Below are 16,195 nucleotides of genomic sequence, written 5' to 3'. Positions count from 1 at the left end.
CCAGGAGGTCGCCCGGCAGGGAGCTCAGGAGGTGGACTCGTAGCGGCCGCTCAGGAGCCGGCGCGGCCGCATCGCCGCGGTGCCGGTGCCCGTGCCGCGCTGCAGGCCGGCGACGAGGTCGGCGAGCGCCTGCTGCGCCGAGACGCTGGGGGACCAGCCGAGCTCGAGCACGGCGCGCCGGGTGGACAGCAGCGGCACGGCGGCCGCCAGGTCCACCCAGCCCTCGCTCGTCGGCTGCAGGCGCAGGCGCCAGGTGAGGGCGGCCAGGGCGCGCAGCGCGGGCAGGGGCAGCGGCGCGGCGCGGCGGGCGCCGAGGGCGCGGGCGAGGTCGTCCGGACCCAGCGGCGGGTCGGCGGCGACGTTCAGGCCTCCGGGCAGGCGCGCGGTCAGCGCGCGCCACAGGGCGTCGGCGAGGTCGTCGGCGTGCACCACGGGGACGGCCAGCCCCGGCGGCAGCGGCAGGGCGGGCAGGCGCAGGCGCCCGAGCAGCGCGACGGGCAGCAGCGGCCCGAGGAAGTAGCGGCTGATCTCCGCGCCGGCGTCGGCCTGCAGCACCAGGCCCGGGCGCACGCGCGTGACGACCGTGCCCGGGGACGCCGCCTCCGCCTCGTCCAGCACCCGCTCGGCCGCGACCTTGTGGCGGCTGTAGCGCGACGACGCCACCCCGGTCGTCGGCCAGTCCTCCCCCACCCGCTCGCCGCGGCCCGGGGCGTAGACCCCGACCGAGGACAGGTGCACCAGGTGCGGCACGCCCGCGGCGACCGCGGCCTGCGCGACGCGCCGGGTGCCGTCGACGTTGGTGGCGCGCAGGCGCGCCTCGTCGTGGCTGGGCTGGATCTGCCACGCGCAGTGCACGACGGCGTCGACGCCGTCCATCGCCTCGCGCAGCGCGGGCGCGGCCCAGTCGCGGGCGATGTCGACGGCGTGCCAGCGCGCCCGGGCCGCGGGCGAGTCCTCCGGGCGCGGCACGCGCCGCGCGACGCCGGAGACGGCCACGCCCTCGCGGGCGAGCCGGCGCAGCAGGGCGTGGCCGACGTTGCCCGTGGCGCCGGTGACGAGGACGCGCCGGGGTCGGGCTCGGGCATCGCGCACGGGCCCACCCGACCACGTCGGCGCGCGCGGCGCACGCGGGCGCTCTACCGTGCCGGGCATGAGCGAGAACGCCTCCACGAGCCCGGACACGCCCACCGGGAGCAGCACCGAGAAGGACCCGTCGGACTGGGTGACGGGTGACGAGCCGGCGACCGGCGCGCAGAGGAGCTACCTGAGCACCCTCGCCCGCGAGGCCGGCGAGCAGGTGCCCGAGGACCTGACGAAGGCGCGCGCCTCCGAGCTGATCGACGAGCTGCAGTCGCGCAGCGGCCGCGCCGGCGGCGGCCAGCAGGGCTGAGCCCAGCGGCTGGGGTGGAGCGAGCTCCTCTGACCGCCCGAGCGGGCGGTCAGAGGAGCTCGCCGACCTCCAGGACGACGTCCACGCGGTTGCCCGGCGGCGCGAGCGGGCACGCCCACGCCTCGTCGTAGGCGCACGAGGGGTTGTAGAGGAAGTTCAGGTCCAGGACGAGCTCCTCGGCCCCGCCCGGGCCGGGCGCGCTGCCGAGGTCGGCGCCCTTGACCGTGTCGAGCAGGTAGCGGCCGCCGCCGTAGCTGGCCGAGCCCGACCCGCCGTCGCGCACGGGCACCCACACGCCGCCGCCGTAGCCGGTCAGCCACCACACGTCGAGGTCGCCCACGGGGGTGCGCACCCGTCCCAGGCGCGCGAAGCGCACGGTGCCGTCGGTGCCGGTGCCCACCTCCAGCCGGTCCGGGGCGTCGCCGGTCGCGGGCTCCAGCGCGGCGGTGAAGCGCAGCCGCGGGTCGTAGGGGGCCACCGGCAGACCGGTGCGCCGGCGCGGGTCGTGCGGCGCCAGCGGGCTGTCGGGGTGCTCGGCGAACAGGGCGTCGCGGCCGGCGCGCCACAGGGCGTGCCCGTGCGCCGGGTCCGGCGCCGCGCGCACCTGCGCGTACAGCTCGGCGACGCGCCGGCGCCAGGCGAGCAGCGTCAGGGAGCCCTCACCCACGGGCGGGCTCGAGCAGGTCGTGCGCAGGGCGCGTCCGGTCCTCCAGCTCGCGGCTGGTCGCGGTCACCGCGCCGTGGACGGCTCCCCGCAGCTGCTCGACCTCGGGCTCGACGCGCCCCTCCTGCACCACGCCCGACCGCTACCCGCCCCCGGCTGCGGGAAACCGCGCCCGGCGCCAACCGCCCGCCCGGGCGGGCCGCTACATCAGGCCCGCGGCGCGCAGCCGCTCGGCCAGCCCCTCGCCGTCGGGAGCGCGGAACTCGGGAACGGCGCCGGGGCGGGCGGGGGCGCCGGGGCCGGGGCCGGAGGGGCTGGGCGCGGTGCTGCCGCGGGAGAGCACCTGCTCGGTCGGCGTCAGCTGCCGGATGGCGATGGCGCTCACGCGGTCCGGGTGGGCGTCGGCGAACTCGTGGTAGATCTCCGGGTCGTGCTGGCCGTCGTCCCCGACGAGCAGCCACCGCACCCGGGGCAGCTCCTCGGCCAGGCGCCGCAGCGCGGCGCGCTTGTGCTCGCGCCCGCTGCGGAACCAGCCGGTGTTCGTCGGCCCCCAGTCCGTCAGCAGCAGCGGCCCGGCGGGGAAGCCGTGGCGCGCCATGAAGCGGGTCAGTGTCGGCGCCACGTTCCACGCGCCCGTGGACAGGTAGAGCACCGGGGCTCCGGGCGAGCGTCGCGCGGCGTCGGTCAGCAGCGCCGCCATGCCGGGCACGGGCCGGCGGGCGTGCTCGTGGAGCACGAACGTGTTCCACGCGGCGATCAGCGGGCGCGGCAGGGAGGTGACCATCACGGTGTCGTCGATGTCGCTGACGACCCCGTGCTCCACGTCCGGGCCGACGACGACCACCGGGGCGCTGCCCCCCGCACCGCCGCCGGGCAGGCCGAGGGCGAGGGCGTGCACGCCCGGCGGCAGGTCGGCCTCCAGGACGGCGTCGACGTAGCCGCCGCGGTCGCTGGTCAGCTCGTGGGTGCGCCCTGCGACGTCCACGCGCACCCGCACCCCGTCCAGGGGGGCGCTGACGAAGCTGCGCCACCCCCGCAGCGCCTCGACCGCCTCGGCGGCGACCTGGCGCAGCTGGTCGGGCGTGCCGCCGGGCCGGCCGAGGCGCGAGGGCCAGGCGCTCGGGCGCCGTCCGCCGGCGGCCGGCGGGGACGCCGGCGCCCCGCCCGGCTGCGCGTCCTCCGGGTGCCCCGGGCGCGTGAGCAGCACCCGGGCCATCACCCGCACCCACCCCGGGCCCCCGTACCCCGCGTAGGCGACCACGCGCGGGGTCCAGCCGCGCCGGCGCAGCCGGGCGGCGAGCACCCGGTGCACGCGGTCCTCGATGCGCGCGGCCCGGTGCAGGCGCTGCTCGATCGTGTCCGCGAGGGTCTCCGCCAGGCTCTCCGCCCGCTGCCGGTGCTCCACGCTCCGGAGTCTGCCAGCCGCGGCCGGTCAGGCCGCAGGACCGGCCTCGCGGGCCAGGCGCCGCAGCTGCGAGGACAGGTAGGGGCGGGCGCGCCGCTGCCCGCCGCGGGCCTCGATCGCGTCCTGCAGCGACGCCAGCACGGCCGCCAGGGCGTGCGCGTCGGGCTGCCAGCCGCGGCGGCGGCACTCGAGCAGCCAGTCCACGGGCGCGGCGTGGCCGCGCTGGGCGTTGCAGCGCCGGCAGGCGGCGACCTCGTTCTCCGCCCACGACGGCCCGCCCTTCACGCGCGGCACCAGGTGGTCGGTGGTCGGCGGCACCAGGGAGCCGAACGCGCGCCCGCACCACAGGCAGCGGCCGCCCTGGCGGGCGACCGCTGCCTGCAGGCGCGCGGCGCGGTCCGGGGAGGCCGCGGGGCGCTCGGGGAGCGGGCTCAGGGCCGGAAGACCACCTTGACCGTGCCGTCCCGCTTCTCCTGGAACGCCTCGTAGGCGGCCGGCGCCTCCTCCAGCGGCACGTGGTGGGTGGCGAAGCCGTCCACGCCCAGGGGGTCCGCGTCGGTCAGCAGCGGCAGGATCTCGTCGACCCAGCGGCGCACGTTGGCCTGGCCCATCCGCAGCTGCACCTGCTTGTCGAACACGTACAGCATCGGCATCGGGTCCGCGGAGCCGCCGTAGACGCCCGAGAGCGAGACGGTGCCCCCGCGCCGCACGGCGTCCAGGGCCAGGTGCAGCGCCGCGAGGCGGTCCACGCCGGAGCGGCGCACGAGCCGCTGCGCGACCGCGTCGGGCAGGAACCCGACGAGGGTCTGGGCGGTCTTGGCGACCGGCGAGCCGTGCGCCTCCATGCCGACGGCGTCGACGACGGCGTCCGCGCCGCGCCCGGCGGTCAGGCCCTTCACGGCGTCGGTGACGTCGTCCACGGCCCGCGGGTCCAGCACGGTGGCGCCGCGCTCGGCGGCGCGGGCGCGGCGCTCGGGCACCGGGTCCACGCCGATGACGGTGGACACGCCCAGGTGCTGGGCGACGCGCACGCACATGTCGCCGATCGGCCCCAGGCCGAGGACGAGGAGGCTGTCCACGCGGGCGCCCGCCTCGCCCACGCCGGCGTAGCGCACGGCCTGCCACGCGGTGGGCAGGACGTCGGAGAGGTAGAGGTAGCGGTCGTCCGGCGGGCCCTGCGGCACGGGGATGGGCCCGTAGTGCGCCTGCGGCACGCGCAGGTACTCCGCCTGGCCGCCGGGCACCTGCCCGTACAGCTTCGTGTAGCCGAACAGGGAGGCGCCGAAGCCGGTGTCGCGGTTCTGGGTGGTCTCGCACTGGGTCTGCAGGCCCTGGGAGCACGTCCAGCAGGAGCCGCAGGAGATGTTGAACGGGACGACGACCCGGTCGCCGGGCCGGATGCGGCTCACAGCGCTGCCGACCTCCTCCACCACGCCCATGGGCTCGTGGCCGAGGACGTCGCCGGGCTCCAGGAACGGGCCGAGCACCTCGTACAGGTGCAGGTCGGACCCGCACAGCCCGCTGGAGGTCACCCTGATGATCGCGTCGGTCGGCTCCTGGATCTCCGGGTCCGGCACGGTCTCGACGGACACCGAGCGCTTGCCTTGCCACGTCAGGGCTCTCATGCGCCCCACCTACCCGGGGAGATCAACAGGCAAACGAGGACCGGCGGGCGCGCGCGCTCACCGCCGCCGCGGCGCGGGCCCGCGCGGGGGCAGGCGGTGCAGCTGCACGTCCGCCAGCGCGCCCGCGCGCACGGCGGCGGTCAGGTAGGTGCAGGCCGGCTGGCGGCGGCGGTCGGTCGGCGAGCCGGGGTTGAGCAGGCGCAGCGCGCCGCCGTCCGGGCGCGCCGCGGTGGTGTCCCAGGGGATGTGGCTGTGCCCGAAGACGAGCACGTCGGCGTCGGGGAAGCGCGCGGCGCAGCGCGCCTCGCGCCCGGCCGCGGCCCCGGTCTCGTGCACGACCGCCAGGCGCAGCCCGGCCACGTCCAGGCGGGCCACCTCGGGCAGGCGCGCGTGCAGGGCGGGGCCGTCGTTGTTGCCGGCCACCCCCACCAGGGCCCGCGCGCGCCCGGCGAGGGCGTCGAGCAGGGCGGCGTCCACCCAGTCCCCCGCGTGGACGACGACGTCGGCGGCCTCCACGGCCGCCCACACCGGCTCGGGCAGGTCCCTCGCGCGCTTGGGCACGTGCGTGTCGGCGAGCAGGAGCAGGCGGGTGGCGGAGGTCACCGGCCCAGGGTGGCGCACGCGCGGTCGGGGAGGGCCGGCGCGGTGCAGCACAATGCTGACCCGTGCCCACGGCCCTGCTGCTCGAGAACATCCACCCCCAGGCCACGACGGTGCTGGACGCGGCCGGGGTCGAGGTGCTCACCCGCTCCGGGGCCCTCGGCGAGGACGAGCTCACCGCGTCCCTGGGCGGCGTGCAGCTGCTCGGCATCCGCTCCACCACGCGCGTGACGCAGGCGGTGCTGGACGCCGCGCCCGACCTCGTCGCGATCGGCGCCTTCTGCATCGGGGTGAACCAGATCGACCTCGCGGCGGCCGCCCGCCGGGGGGTGGCGGTGTTCAACGCGCCCTTCTCCAACACCCGCAGCGTGGTGGAGCTGGCGCTCGCGGAGGTCATCGCCCTGACCCGGCGGCTGACGGAGTTCAACGCCGCCCTGCACGCGGGGGTGTGGGAGAAGTCGGCCACGGGCGCGCACGAGGTGCGCGGGCGGCGCCTGGGCATCGTCGGCTACGGCAACATCGGCAGCCAGCTGTCCGTGCTGGCCGAGGCGCTGGGCATGACCGTGGGCTTCTACGACACCGCCGAGAAGCTGGCCCTGGGCAACGCGCGGCGCTTCTCCAGCCTCGAGGAGGTGCTCGCCTGGGCGGACGTGGTGACCCTGCACGTGGACGGGCGCGAGGGCAACGGCGGCCTCTTCGGCGACGAGCAGTTCTCCCGGATGCGCCCGGGCGGCCTGTTCCTGAACCTCTCCCGCGGCTTCGTCGTCGACCACGAGGCGCTGCACGACCACCTGGTCTCCGGCCACCTCGCCGGGGCGGCGGTCGACGTCTTCCCCGAGGAGCCGGCCCGGCGCGGGGACCCGTTCTCCTCCCTGCTGCGGGGGCTGCCGAACGTCGTCCTCACGCCGCACATCGGCGGCTCGACCGAGGAGGCGCAGGAGGACATCGGCCGCTTCGTCGCGGGCAAGCTGCGCGACTACGCGACCAGCGGCAGCACCTCGCTGAGCGTGAACCTGCCGCAGGTGGTGCCCGACCGGGTGCAGGTGCACCGCCTGGCCCACCTGCACCGCAACGTGCCGGGCGTGCTGGCGAAGGCCAACTCCGTCCTGGCCGACCACGGGGTGAACGTGGTCGGCCAGCAGCTGACCACGCGCGGGGAGCTCGGCTACGTGCTCACCGACGTGCCCGGGCGCGTGGACGACGACGTCGTCGCGGCCCTGCAGGCCCTGCCGGAGACGGTGCGGCTGCGGGTGCTGCCCGCCTGAGCCCCGCGCGGCCGCTCAGCGGGTCCAGCGGCGCAGGCCCTTGCGGTCGGCCGCCTCCCACGCGCGCCGGGCCTCCTCCTCCGCGGCGCGCGCCCGCTCCTCCTCCAGGGCGTGCAGGCGCCCGTGCGTGAAGGACGCCTCCCCCGCCGCGGAGGCGGCCTGGGCGACCCGTCGCAGCAGCCGGCGCGTGCCCGCGGTGTCGTGGTGGGTGCCGAGCGCCCCCTGCAGCCGGGCCATCGCGGCCGCGTAGCGGGCGGCGTCCTCCCCTGCCACGGGCACGAGCGCCTCCGCGGCGTAGCGGGCGCGCTTGGCGGCCGTGCGGACGGCGTGCAGCAGCTCCTCGCGCTCCTCCGGCTGCGCCGCCGCGGCGGCCCGCGCCGCCGCGGCCACCCGCCGGTGGTCCCCGGCCACCCGGCGGGGCAGCACCTCGCGCGCGGGCCGCTCGGCCTGCGGCGTCAGGGGCGGCCGCTCGCGCAGGTCCGCGAGCGCGTCGAGCAGCCGCAGGTAGCGCCGGTCGTCGAGCGCGGCGCGCGCCGTGCGGCGCCCGGAGGCCACGGCCCGGTCCAGCTCCGCCTCCAGGCGGGCCCGCACGGGCCCGAGCACCAGCTCCGGCGGCTGCGCGCCGAGCAGCTCCAGCAGGTGCTCGCGGGCGACCTCGGCGTCGCGCAGGCGCCCGAGCCGCTCGCCCAGCCAGGCGACCTCCGCGCGCAGCGGGTCGGTGACCTCGCGGTCCAGCAGGGGCCTGCCCGTGGCCAGGGCGCTGCGCAGGCGGCGCGCGGCCACCCGCATCCGGTGCACGGAGTCCGGCTCGTCCTGGCGCACCGCGGGGTCGAGGGCGACCAGGGCGTCCGCCTGGGCGCGCAGGTGCGCCAGCCACACCTGACCGGCCGGGCTCCTGGGCTTCAGCGGCTTCAGCGGCTCCGGCGGCGGCGCGGTGCGCTGCCCGGGCGGCTCGGGCAGCTCGCTCAGGCGGTCCTCCAGCGCGCGCCGCAGCTTCGACTGCACGCGCGCCCGGCGGGCGCCGGCGGCCTCCAGCGCCGCGACGACGGCGCTCAGGAGCTGCTCGTCGCCGGCGACGAGCTCGACCTCCACCTCCCGCCAGGTCCGCGTGCTCACCGCGCCGTCGGGGCCCGGCACCTGCGCCTGCACGCGGTCGTCGGCGACCTCGGCGAGCACGAGCGGGCGCCCGTCCTCCCCCGGCGGGCCGAGGACCGGGCGCACCGAGCGCGCGGTGCGCAGGCGGGCGGCGGTGGTCAGGCGCTCGGTGCGCACGATGGCGCGCACGAGCCCGGTCAGCTCCCGCGGCCCCGACGGCGAGCGGGAGCCCAGGGGGGCGCGCACCTCCACCCGGTGCCCGTCCGGGCGCGGCAGCTTCAGGTGCCACCCGGCGTCCTGCCCGCCGGTGCGCCGGCGCAGGGTCGTGCGCGCGCGCAGCAGGCGCAGGTCCGGGGTGTCGAGGTAGCGGGCGTCGAGGACGTGCTCGACGACCTCGCCGACGCCCGTGACCCCGACCTCGCCGGCGCCGGTCAGGGCGCCGGCGAGGTCGGGGAGGGTCCAGTCCTCGGGGACGTCGAGGGCCACCTCGACCTCCGCGTGCCGCTGGGGCCGCGCCGCCGTCGCCATGATCCTCATCGTGCCCCACGCGCCCGCCCGCGGGCACCCACCCCGGTGTGGCGCGCCCGGCGCGGCTGGTCTTGACTGTGGGGGTGTCGCCGGGCGCGGACGCCCGGGCGGAGGAGGAGCGATGGTGCAGCAGGAGGTCCGCGGCCCCGCGGACGCCTCGGGCCGGGCCGGGCGGCTCGGCGCACGGGTGGGCGAGCGGGTGACGGGGCTGTGGCCCGTGCTGCGCCAGCTCACCGGCCCGGACCGGACCGGCCGCGGGGCCGCCGTCCGGTCCGCGCGCACGGACCGGATCAGCGCCCGCGTGACCTCGGCCGACCGCGTGGTGGACTCGGTGTGCCCGTTCTGCGCCGTCGGGTGCGCGCAGAAGGTCTTCGTCAAGGACGAGCAGGTCATCCAGATCGAGGGCAACCCCGACTCCCCGGTCAACCGGGGCCGGCTGTGCCCCAAGGGCAGCGCCAGCAAGTCGCTGGTGACCTCCCCCACCCGCGTGACGACGGTGCGCTACCGGCGCCCGGGGGGCACCGAGTGGGAGGACCTCGACCTCGACACCGCGATGGACATGATCGCCGACCGGGTGATCGCCGCGCGGCGCACGGGCTGGAAGGACGTCGACGAGCAGGGCCGGGTCCTGCGGCGCACCCACGGCTTCGCGAGCCTGGGCGGCGCGGCGCTGGACAACGAAGAGAACTACCTGATGAAGAAGCTGTTCACGGCCCTGGGCGCGATCCAGGTCGAGAACCAGGCCCGGATATGACACTCCTCCACCGTCCCCGGTCTGGGGACCTCGTTCGGTCGTGGCGGTGCCACCAGCTTCCAGCAGGACCTCGTCAACGCTGACTGCATCCTGATCGAGGGGTCGAACTTCGCCGAGGCCCACCCCGTGGGCTTCCAGTGGGTGATGGAGGCCAAGCTCCGCGGCGCGAAGATCATCCACGTCGACCCCCGCTTCACGCGGACGTCGGCGGTGGCGGACCAGCACGTGGCGATCCGGGCCGGCTCCGACATCGCCTTCCTCGGCGGCCTGATCAACCACGTCCTCACCAACGAAGCCGACTTCCGCGAGTACGTGCTCGCGTACACCAACGCCTCGGCGATCATCTCCGAGGACTTCCGCGACACCGAGGACCTCGACGGCCTGTTCTCCGGCTACGACGCGACCACGGACTCCTACGACGCGGCCACCTGGCAGTACGCCGGCGACGAGGCGTCCTCGCGGGACCACGCCGAGGACAGCGCCGGCCACGGCGACGAGCACCGCCCCGAGAGCGGCCCGGAGCACAGCGCCGCCAGCCAGGGCCAGGCCTACGGCAGCGGCGGCGCGAGCATCGCCGGCAAGGCCCGTCACCGGGACGAGACGCTGCAGCACCCCCGCTGCGTCTACCAGATCCTCAAGCGCCACTTCTCCCGCTACACCCCCCAGATGGTGGAGGAGGTCTGCGGCGTCCCCCAGGACCAGTTCCTGGAGGTCGCGCGCACCCTGGTGGAGAACAGCGGGCGGGAGCGGACCACATCGCTGGCGTACGCGGTGGGCTGGACCCAGCACACCACCGGCACGCAGTACATCCGCGCCGCGGCGATCCTCATGACCCTGCTGGGCAACGTCGGTCGCCCCGGCGGCGGGATCATGGCGATGCGCGGGCACGCGAGCATCCAGGGCTCCTCCGACATCCCGACGCTGTTCAACCTGCTGCCCGGCTACCTGCCGATGCCGCACGTGGAGAAGCACCCGGACCTGGCCTCCTACACCGGCCCGGACGGCGGTCGCACCGGCTTCTGGGGCAACATGCCCGCCTACACCGTCAGCCTGCTCAAGGCCTGGTGGGGCGACGCCGCGACGTCGGAGAACGACTTCTGCTTCGACTACATCCCCAAGATCAGCGGTGACCACGGCACCTACCGCACCGTGATGGACCAGATCGAGGGGATCGTCAAGGGGTACTTCCTCTTCGGGCAGAACCCGGCGGTGGCCTCGGCCAACGCGCGCATGCAGCGCCACGGCCTGGCGAACCTCGACTGGCTGGTCGTGCGCGACCTGCAGATGATCGAGTCGGCCACGTTCTGGCAGAACGGGCCGGAGATCGAGACCGGCGAGATGCGCACCGAGGACATCGCCACCGAGGTGTTCTTCATGCCGGCCGCCTCGCACGTGGAGAAGGCGGGCACCTTCACCCAGACCCAGCGGATGCTGCAGTGGCGCGACAAGGCCTTGGACGCACCGGGCGACGCCACCTCCGACCTGTGGTTCACCTTCCACCTGGGCCGGATCATCCGGGAGAAGCTCGCCGCCTCCACCGACGAGCGCGACCGCCCGATCCTGGACCTGACCTGGGACTACCCCCTCGACCACGAGGGCGACCCCGACCCCCAGGCGGTGCTGCGCGAGATCAACGGCACCGGCCCGGACGGGCGCGCGGTGCCCGACTACATCGCGCTGCGCGCGGACGGGTCCACCACGTCCGGGTGCTGGATCTACGCCGGGGTCTACAAGGACGAGGTCAACCAGGCGCGCCGGCGCAAGTCCCGCCACGAGCAGGACCTGACCGCCAACGAGTGGGGCTGGGCCTGGCCGATGAACCGCCGGGTGCTCTACAACCGCGCCTCGGCCGACCCGCAGGGCCGTCCGTGGAGCGAGCGCAAGAAGCTCATCTGGTGGGACGAGGACGCCGGGCGGTGGGTCGGGAACGACGTGCCGGACTTCGAGGTGACCAAGCGGCCGGACTACGTGCCGCCGGAGGGCGCGAAGGGCCCCGATGCGCTGGCCGGTGACGACCCGTTCATCATGCAGGCCGACGGCAAGGCGTGGCTGTTCGCGCCCTCGGGCCTCTCCGACGGCCCGCTGCCGGTGCACTACGAGGCCGCGGAGTCCGTGACGGGCAACCGGATGCACCCGGACCAGGTGTACAACCCGGCCCGGCGCACCTTCCCGGGCCCGGGCAACCGGGGGAACCCGACGGGCAGCGAGGTGTTCCCGTACGTCTTCACCACCTTCCGGCTCACCGAGCACCACACCGCCGGGGGGATGAGCCGCACGCTGCCCTACCTGTCCGAGCTGCAGCCGGAGATGACCATCGAGGTCTCCGCGGAGCTGGCGCGGGAGCGGGGGCTGGAGCACCTGGGGTGGGCCACGCTCGTCACGGCGCGCTCGGCGATCGAGGCGCGGGTCATGGTGACCCCGCGGCTGCGGCCGCTGCGCCTCGGCGACCGGGTGGTGCACCAGATCGGCGTGCCGTGGCACTGGGGCCCGAACGGGCTGTCCAAGGGCGACGCGGCCAACGAGCTGGTCGAGATCGCCCTGGACCCCAACTCCCACATCCAGGACAAGGTGGGCACGTGCGACGTCCAGCCCGGACGGCGCCCTCGCGGCCCGGAGCTGCTGGAGTTCCTGGCCGACTACCGCCGTCGCGCCGGCCTGCCGGCCGACACCGACGCCCCCAGTCCTGACGGAGGACACCCGTGACGAGCACCACCGATCCCGCCCTGTCCTCCGGGTACGGGGAGGACCACCCCCCGCGGATGGGGTTCTTCACCGACACCAGCGTCTGCATCGGGTGCAAGGCGTGCGAGGTCGCGTGCAAGGAGTGGAACCAGGTGCCGGCCACCGGCGACCTGGACATGACCGGGTGGTCCTACGACAACTCCGCGATGCTCGGCGGCTCCACCTGGCGCCACGTGGCGTTCGTGGAGCAGACCGTGCCCCGCAAGCCGGTCTCGCTCGGCATGCCGGGCGTGCGCCCCGACGACGGCCCCTTCGACGCCAGCACGGCCGTGGAGCTGATCGACGGGCCGCCGGTGTCCGCGCCGCCGGGCGAGGAGTCCGCCCAGGGGCCGTCGGGGTCGGTCGAGGGCGTGCGCTGGCTGATGTCCTCGGACGTGTGCAAGCACTGCACCAACGCCGCGTGCCTGGACGTGTGCCCCACCGGCGCGCTGTTCCGCACCGAGTTCGGCACCGTCGTCGTCCAGGACGACGTGTGCAACGGGTGCGGGTACTGCGTGGCCGCGTGCCCCTTCGGCGTCATCGGCAAGCGGGAGTCCGACGGCCAGGCCCACAAGTGCACGCTGTGCTACGACCGGCTGGGCGCCGACCTGGAGCCGGCGTGCGCGAAGGCGTGCCCCACGGACTCCATCCAGTTCGGGCCGCTGGACGAGCTGCGCGAGCGCGCCGACGCCCGCCTGGCGCAGCTGGTCGAGGCCGGGGAGCCGAAGGCGCAGCTGTACGGGCGCGACCCCGACGACGGCGTGGGCGGCGACGGGGCCTTCTTCCTCCTCCTCGACGACCCGGAGGTGTACGGCCTGCCGCCGGACCCGGTGGTCACCACGCGGGACCTGCCGTCGATGTGGAAGCACGCCGGCGCCGCGGCGCTGACGATGGTCGCCACCGTGGCCCTCTCCTTCGCCACGGCCGGACGGCGCCGGTGACCGGGGTGGCCGGTGACCAGGGGGCGATGCCGCAGAACGAGCCGGACCTGCCCGAGGTCCCCTCCGGGCGGGCGGGCGGGGGCTCGCAGGCCGTCGCCGAGGGGCTGCCCTTCGAGCGCCACAGCGAGCAGGGCACCGGGCGGCGCGGGGGCAGGAGGCGCCGCAGCGCCGAGACCCTGATGGTCCCCGAGGCGGACTTCACGTCCTACTACGGGCGCCAGGTCATCCACACCCCGGCGTGGAAGGTCCCCGACGTGCCCGCCTACCTGTACCTGGGCGGGCTGGCGGGCGCCTCCTCGGTGCTCGCGGCCCTCGCCGACGCGACGGGGCGGCCGTCGCTGCGCCGCGCGGGGCGCCTGGCGGCGTCGGGCGGGTCGGTGGCCTCCGTGGTCTTCCTCATCCACGACCTGGGGCGCCCCACGCGCTTCCTCAACATGCTGCGGGTGTTCAAGGTGACCTCGCCGCTGAGCGTCGGCTCCTGGATCCTCTCCCCGTTCTCGACCTTCGCGGGCGTGGCCGCCGTCGCCGAGCTGCCGCAGCTGGCGCTGCCGGTGGTCGAGAAGGTCGCCGGGCCCCGCCTGGCGGGCCTCGCGGGCGTGGTGCTGCCCTGGGCCGGGAGCGCCAGCGGCGTCGGCGCCGCGCTCTTCGGGCCGCCGCTGGCCACCTACACCGCGGTGCTGCTCGCCGACACCGCCGTGCCGTCCTGGCACGAGGCCTACCCGGAGCTGCCGTTCGTCTTCGCCGGCTCCGGGATGGCCGCCGCCGGTGGCGTGGGCATGATCGCCGCCCCGACGGCCGAGGCGGGCCCGGCGCGCCGCCTGGCCGCGCTCGGCGCCGGGCTGGAGCTGGCGGCGAGCACCCGGATGGAGCGGCGCCTGGGCCTGCTCGCGGAGCCCTACGAGCACGGCCGCGCCGGCCGGCTGCTGAAGCTGGCGCGGGCCGCGCTGGCCACCGGCGCGGTCGGCGCGCTGGTCGGCGGGCGCAGCCGGGCGGTCTCCGCCGTCGCCGGCGCGCTGCTGAACACCGGGGCGGCGCTGACCCGCTTCGGCGTCTACGACGCCGGCGTGGTCTCGGCGAAGGACCCCAAGTACACGATCATCCCCCAGCGGCAGCGCCTGGACGCCCGGCGCCGCGCGCAGGAGGAGGGCCGCGACCCCGCGAGCGCCGACGACATCGGCGCCGGCACGGGCAAGGGCGCGCACACCGGCTTCGCCGGCACGGAGACCGCTGCCGGCTCCGGCACGGGCACCGAAGGCCAGGCGTAGGGCCAGGTGTAGCGCCCGCCCCAGCGGGTACCCGTCCACGACCCCATCCCCGACCCGATCACCCGACTCCTGGAGGTCCCCCGTGGCCCGCAACACCCTGTCCCGCTCGCTGCACGACGTCGGCCTGGCGGCCTGGTTCGGCGGCACGCTGGCCAACGCCGTCGCCCTCAACGCCGCGGCCGCCGCGGCGGACGACGCCAAGGACCGCGGCGCGGTCGCCAACGCCGGCTGGGACCGCTGGACCCCCGTGAACGCCGCCGCGATCGGCGCGCACCTGATCGGCAGCGTCGGCCAGCTGCGCGGCAACCGCGACCGCATCGCCCGCCAGGAGGGCGTGTCGGAGATGTCCACCATCAAGACCCTCGTGACCGTCGCCGCGCTCGGGGTGACCGGCTACAGCCGCGTGCTCGGCCGCAAGGTCTCCGACTACGGCCCCGTGCCGGCGAAGTCGGGCACCAAGGCCGCCCGCCGCACTCCGCCGGACGTCGCCGTCGCCATGGCGCAGCTGCACACCCTGCAGTGGATCATCCCCGCGCTGACCGGCACCCTCGTGGTGATCAGCTCCTTCGCCGGGGAGCAGCAGCGCGCCAGCGAGCAGGCCAAGGGCTACGCGCAGAAGCTCGGCAGCTGACCGCAGGCCGCTGCACGCGTGCGAAGGCCCCGTCCCCTCCTCGGGGGGCGGGGCCTTCGCACGCGTGCAGCGGGTGCGGTGGGTGGGTGCGGTGCGCTGCGGCTGCCCTCAGCGCACGAGCAGGACGGCGTCCTGGCGCGGCACCAGCTCGCCGACCACCGGCGCCCCGGGCACCTCCCCGGCCACGAGCAGCCCTCCGGAGGTCTGCGCGTCGGCGAGCAGCAGCAGCTCCTCCTCCGGCAGCGACGAGGAGGTGTGGGGGCGCACCCAGTCCAGGTTGCGGCGGGTGCCCCCGGAGACGTAGCCGTCCGCGAGCGCCCGGCGCGCGCCGTCCAGGTAGGGCACCGCGGCGGCGTCCACCACGGCGCTGACGCCCGAGGCGCGGGCGAGCTTGTACAGGTGGCCGAGCAGCCCGAAGCCGGTGACGTCGGTCGCGCACCGCGCCCCGGCGGCGAGCGCGGCGCGCGAGGCGTCCCGGTTCAGCGTCGTCATGGCCGCCACGGCCTGCGCGAACACCTCGCCGGTGGCCTTGTGCCGGGAGTTCAGGACGCCGATGCCCAGCGGCTTGGTCAGGCTCAGCGGCACCCCGGCGCGTCCGGCGTCGTTGCGCAGCAGCGCGTCCGGGTCGGCCAGGCCCGTGACGGCCATGCCGTACTTCGGCTCGGGGTCGTCGACGCTGTGACCGCCCGCCACGACGCAGCCGGCCTCGCGCGCGACGGCCAGGCCGCCCTCCAGCACCCGGCCGGCGACCTCCATCGGCAGCACCCCGCGCGGCCAGCAGAGCAGGTTCAGCGCCACCAGCGGCTCGGCGCCCGTGGCGTAGACGTCGGAGAGGGCGTTGGCCGCCGCGATCCGGCCCCAGTCGTACGGGTCGTCCACGACGGGGGTGAAGAAGTCCGCCGTCGCGACGACGGCGCGGCCGCCCTCGACGCGCACCACCGCGGCGTCGTCGCCGTCCTCCAGGCCGACGAGCAGCTGCGCGCCCGGCACGGCCGGGGCGACCGCGGGCCCGAGGAGCCCGGCGACGACGGACTCCAGCTCCCCGGGCGGGATCTTGCAGGCGCACCCCCCGCCGTGGGCGTAGCCAGTCAGCCGCAGGACGTCGGGAGCAGCGCTCACACGACGATGCTAGGCGCCCTGCCCGCACGCCCCGCGCCGCGGCCGGGGTAGCGTTCTGGAGCGGCCCGCGGGCCGTGGAGGCGTCTGGGCACCTGGTGGTCCCCGCGGTCTTCAACACCGACGAGACCGAGCACCTCGGTCTGGCGGGTTCGATTCCCGTCCGCCTCCGCCGCGCTCCTCACCGTGCCCGCA

The 16,195-nt window shown here is 76.5% G+C and carries 15 protein-coding genes and 1 tRNA gene; 7 read left to right on the top strand and 9 right to left on the bottom strand.

The features are described 5' to 3' along the window. Positions 1-24 precede the first annotated feature (24 nt). On the bottom strand, positions 25-1,092 hold the full coding sequence (locus tag BLS82_RS07445; RefSeq protein WP_218123706.1) for an NAD-dependent epimerase/dehydratase family protein: 1,068 nt from the start codon (positions 1,090-1,092) through the stop codon (positions 25-27). A gap of 58 nt (positions 1,093-1,150) precedes the next feature. Between BLS82_RS07445 and BLS82_RS07440 the strand changes: the two genes are divergently transcribed. Beyond that, positions 1,151-1,390, top strand: coding sequence for a DUF3072 domain-containing protein (locus BLS82_RS07440; RefSeq protein ID WP_092864969.1), 240 nt, complete (start codon positions 1,151-1,153; stop codon positions 1,388-1,390). A 49-nt stretch (positions 1,391-1,439) separates the two neighbouring features. Here the strand turns inward: BLS82_RS07440 and BLS82_RS07435 are convergent, their stop codons facing one another. The 6 genes from BLS82_RS07435 to BLS82_RS07415 all read right to left on the bottom strand — a co-directional run bounded on the left by BLS82_RS07435 (position 1,440) and on the right by BLS82_RS07415 (position 5,687). Then, complete coding sequence (locus BLS82_RS07435; protein WP_092863527.1) at positions 1,440-2,057, bottom strand: DUF1684 domain-containing protein; 618 nt, start codon at positions 2,055-2,057, stop codon at positions 1,440-1,442. Continuing rightward, a complete protein-coding gene (locus tag BLS82_RS15665; RefSeq protein ID WP_176818987.1) occupies positions 2,050-2,187 on the bottom strand; it encodes a hypothetical protein in 138 nt (45 codons plus the stop codon). The genes BLS82_RS07435 and BLS82_RS15665 overlap by 8 nt, the downstream gene beginning before the upstream one ends. Before the next feature lie 69 nt (positions 2,188-2,256). Next, positions 2,257-3,432, bottom strand: a complete 1,176-nt coding sequence (locus BLS82_RS07430; RefSeq protein ID WP_369811069.1) for an App1 family protein — start codon at positions 3,430-3,432, stop codon at positions 2,257-2,259. A gap of 54 nt (positions 3,433-3,486) precedes the next feature. Next, positions 3,487-3,894, bottom strand: a complete 408-nt coding sequence (locus tag BLS82_RS07425) for an HNH endonuclease (protein WP_092864963.1) — start codon at positions 3,892-3,894, stop codon at positions 3,487-3,489. After that, positions 3,891-5,084: an alcohol dehydrogenase catalytic domain-containing protein gene (locus BLS82_RS07420; protein WP_092863524.1), complete on the bottom strand. Its 1,194-nt coding sequence runs from the start codon at positions 5,082-5,084 to the stop codon at positions 3,891-3,893. Before BLS82_RS07420 ends, BLS82_RS07425 begins: the two co-directional genes overlap by 4 nt. Before the next feature lie 57 nt (positions 5,085-5,141). After that, on the bottom strand, positions 5,142-5,687 hold the full coding sequence (locus BLS82_RS07415) for a metallophosphoesterase family protein (protein ID WP_092863521.1): 546 nt from the start codon (positions 5,685-5,687) through the stop codon (positions 5,142-5,144). 62 nt (positions 5,688-5,749) lie between these two features. Between BLS82_RS07415 and serA the strand changes: the two genes are divergently transcribed. After that, complete coding sequence (serA, locus tag BLS82_RS07410) at positions 5,750-6,949, top strand: phosphoglycerate dehydrogenase (protein ID WP_092863518.1); 1,200 nt, start codon at positions 5,750-5,752, stop codon at positions 6,947-6,949. Positions 6,950-6,964: 15 nt separating this feature from the next. Here the strand turns inward: serA and BLS82_RS07405 are convergent, their stop codons facing one another. Beyond that, positions 6,965-8,572 carry a CYTH and CHAD domain-containing protein gene (locus tag BLS82_RS07405; protein WP_176818986.1) on the bottom strand — a complete coding sequence of 536 codons (1,608 nt, stop codon included), beginning with the start codon at positions 8,570-8,572 and terminating at the stop codon, positions 6,965-6,967. Between the two features lie 187 nt (positions 8,573-8,759). Here BLS82_RS07405 and fdh point away from each other — a divergent pair, with 187 nt between their 5' ends. The 4 genes from fdh to BLS82_RS07380 all read left to right on the top strand — a co-directional run bounded on the left by fdh (position 8,760) and on the right by BLS82_RS07380 (position 14,884). Next, positions 8,760-12,029, top strand: coding sequence for a formate dehydrogenase (gene fdh, locus BLS82_RS07395; RefSeq protein ID WP_255378268.1), 3,270 nt, complete (start codon positions 8,760-8,762; stop codon positions 12,027-12,029). Positions 12,030-12,085: 56 nt separating this feature from the next. Continuing rightward, positions 12,086-12,988, top strand: a complete 903-nt coding sequence (locus tag BLS82_RS07390; protein ID WP_092864957.1) for a 4Fe-4S dicluster domain-containing protein — start codon at positions 12,086-12,088, stop codon at positions 12,986-12,988. 26 nt (positions 12,989-13,014) lie between these two features. Next, complete coding sequence (nrfD, locus tag BLS82_RS07385; RefSeq protein ID WP_092864960.1) at positions 13,015-14,253, top strand: NrfD/PsrC family molybdoenzyme membrane anchor subunit; 1,239 nt, start codon at positions 13,015-13,017, stop codon at positions 14,251-14,253. Between the two features lie 82 nt (positions 14,254-14,335). Further along, complete coding sequence (locus BLS82_RS07380) at positions 14,336-14,884, top strand: hypothetical protein (RefSeq protein ID WP_092863506.1); 549 nt, start codon at positions 14,336-14,338, stop codon at positions 14,882-14,884. Between the two features lie 108 nt (positions 14,885-14,992). Here the strand turns inward: BLS82_RS07380 and selD are convergent, their stop codons facing one another. Beyond that, on the bottom strand, positions 14,993-16,003 hold the full coding sequence (gene selD / locus BLS82_RS07375) for a selenide, water dikinase SelD (protein ID WP_092863503.1): 1,011 nt from the start codon (positions 16,001-16,003) through the stop codon (positions 14,993-14,995). 76 nt (positions 16,004-16,079) lie between these two features. Here selD and BLS82_RS07370 point away from each other — a divergent pair. Then, positions 16,080-16,172: transfer RNA gene (locus BLS82_RS07370), tRNA-Sec, on the top strand. Positions 16,173-16,195 lie beyond the last annotated feature (23 nt).

It is taken from the genome of Quadrisphaera sp. DSM 44207 (assembly GCF_900101335.1).
Lineage (GTDB): Bacteria > Actinomycetota > Actinomycetes > Actinomycetales > Quadrisphaeraceae > DSM-44207.
Note: the sequence above shows the minus strand (reverse complement) of the source record. Positions and strands in the feature narration are given on the sequence as shown.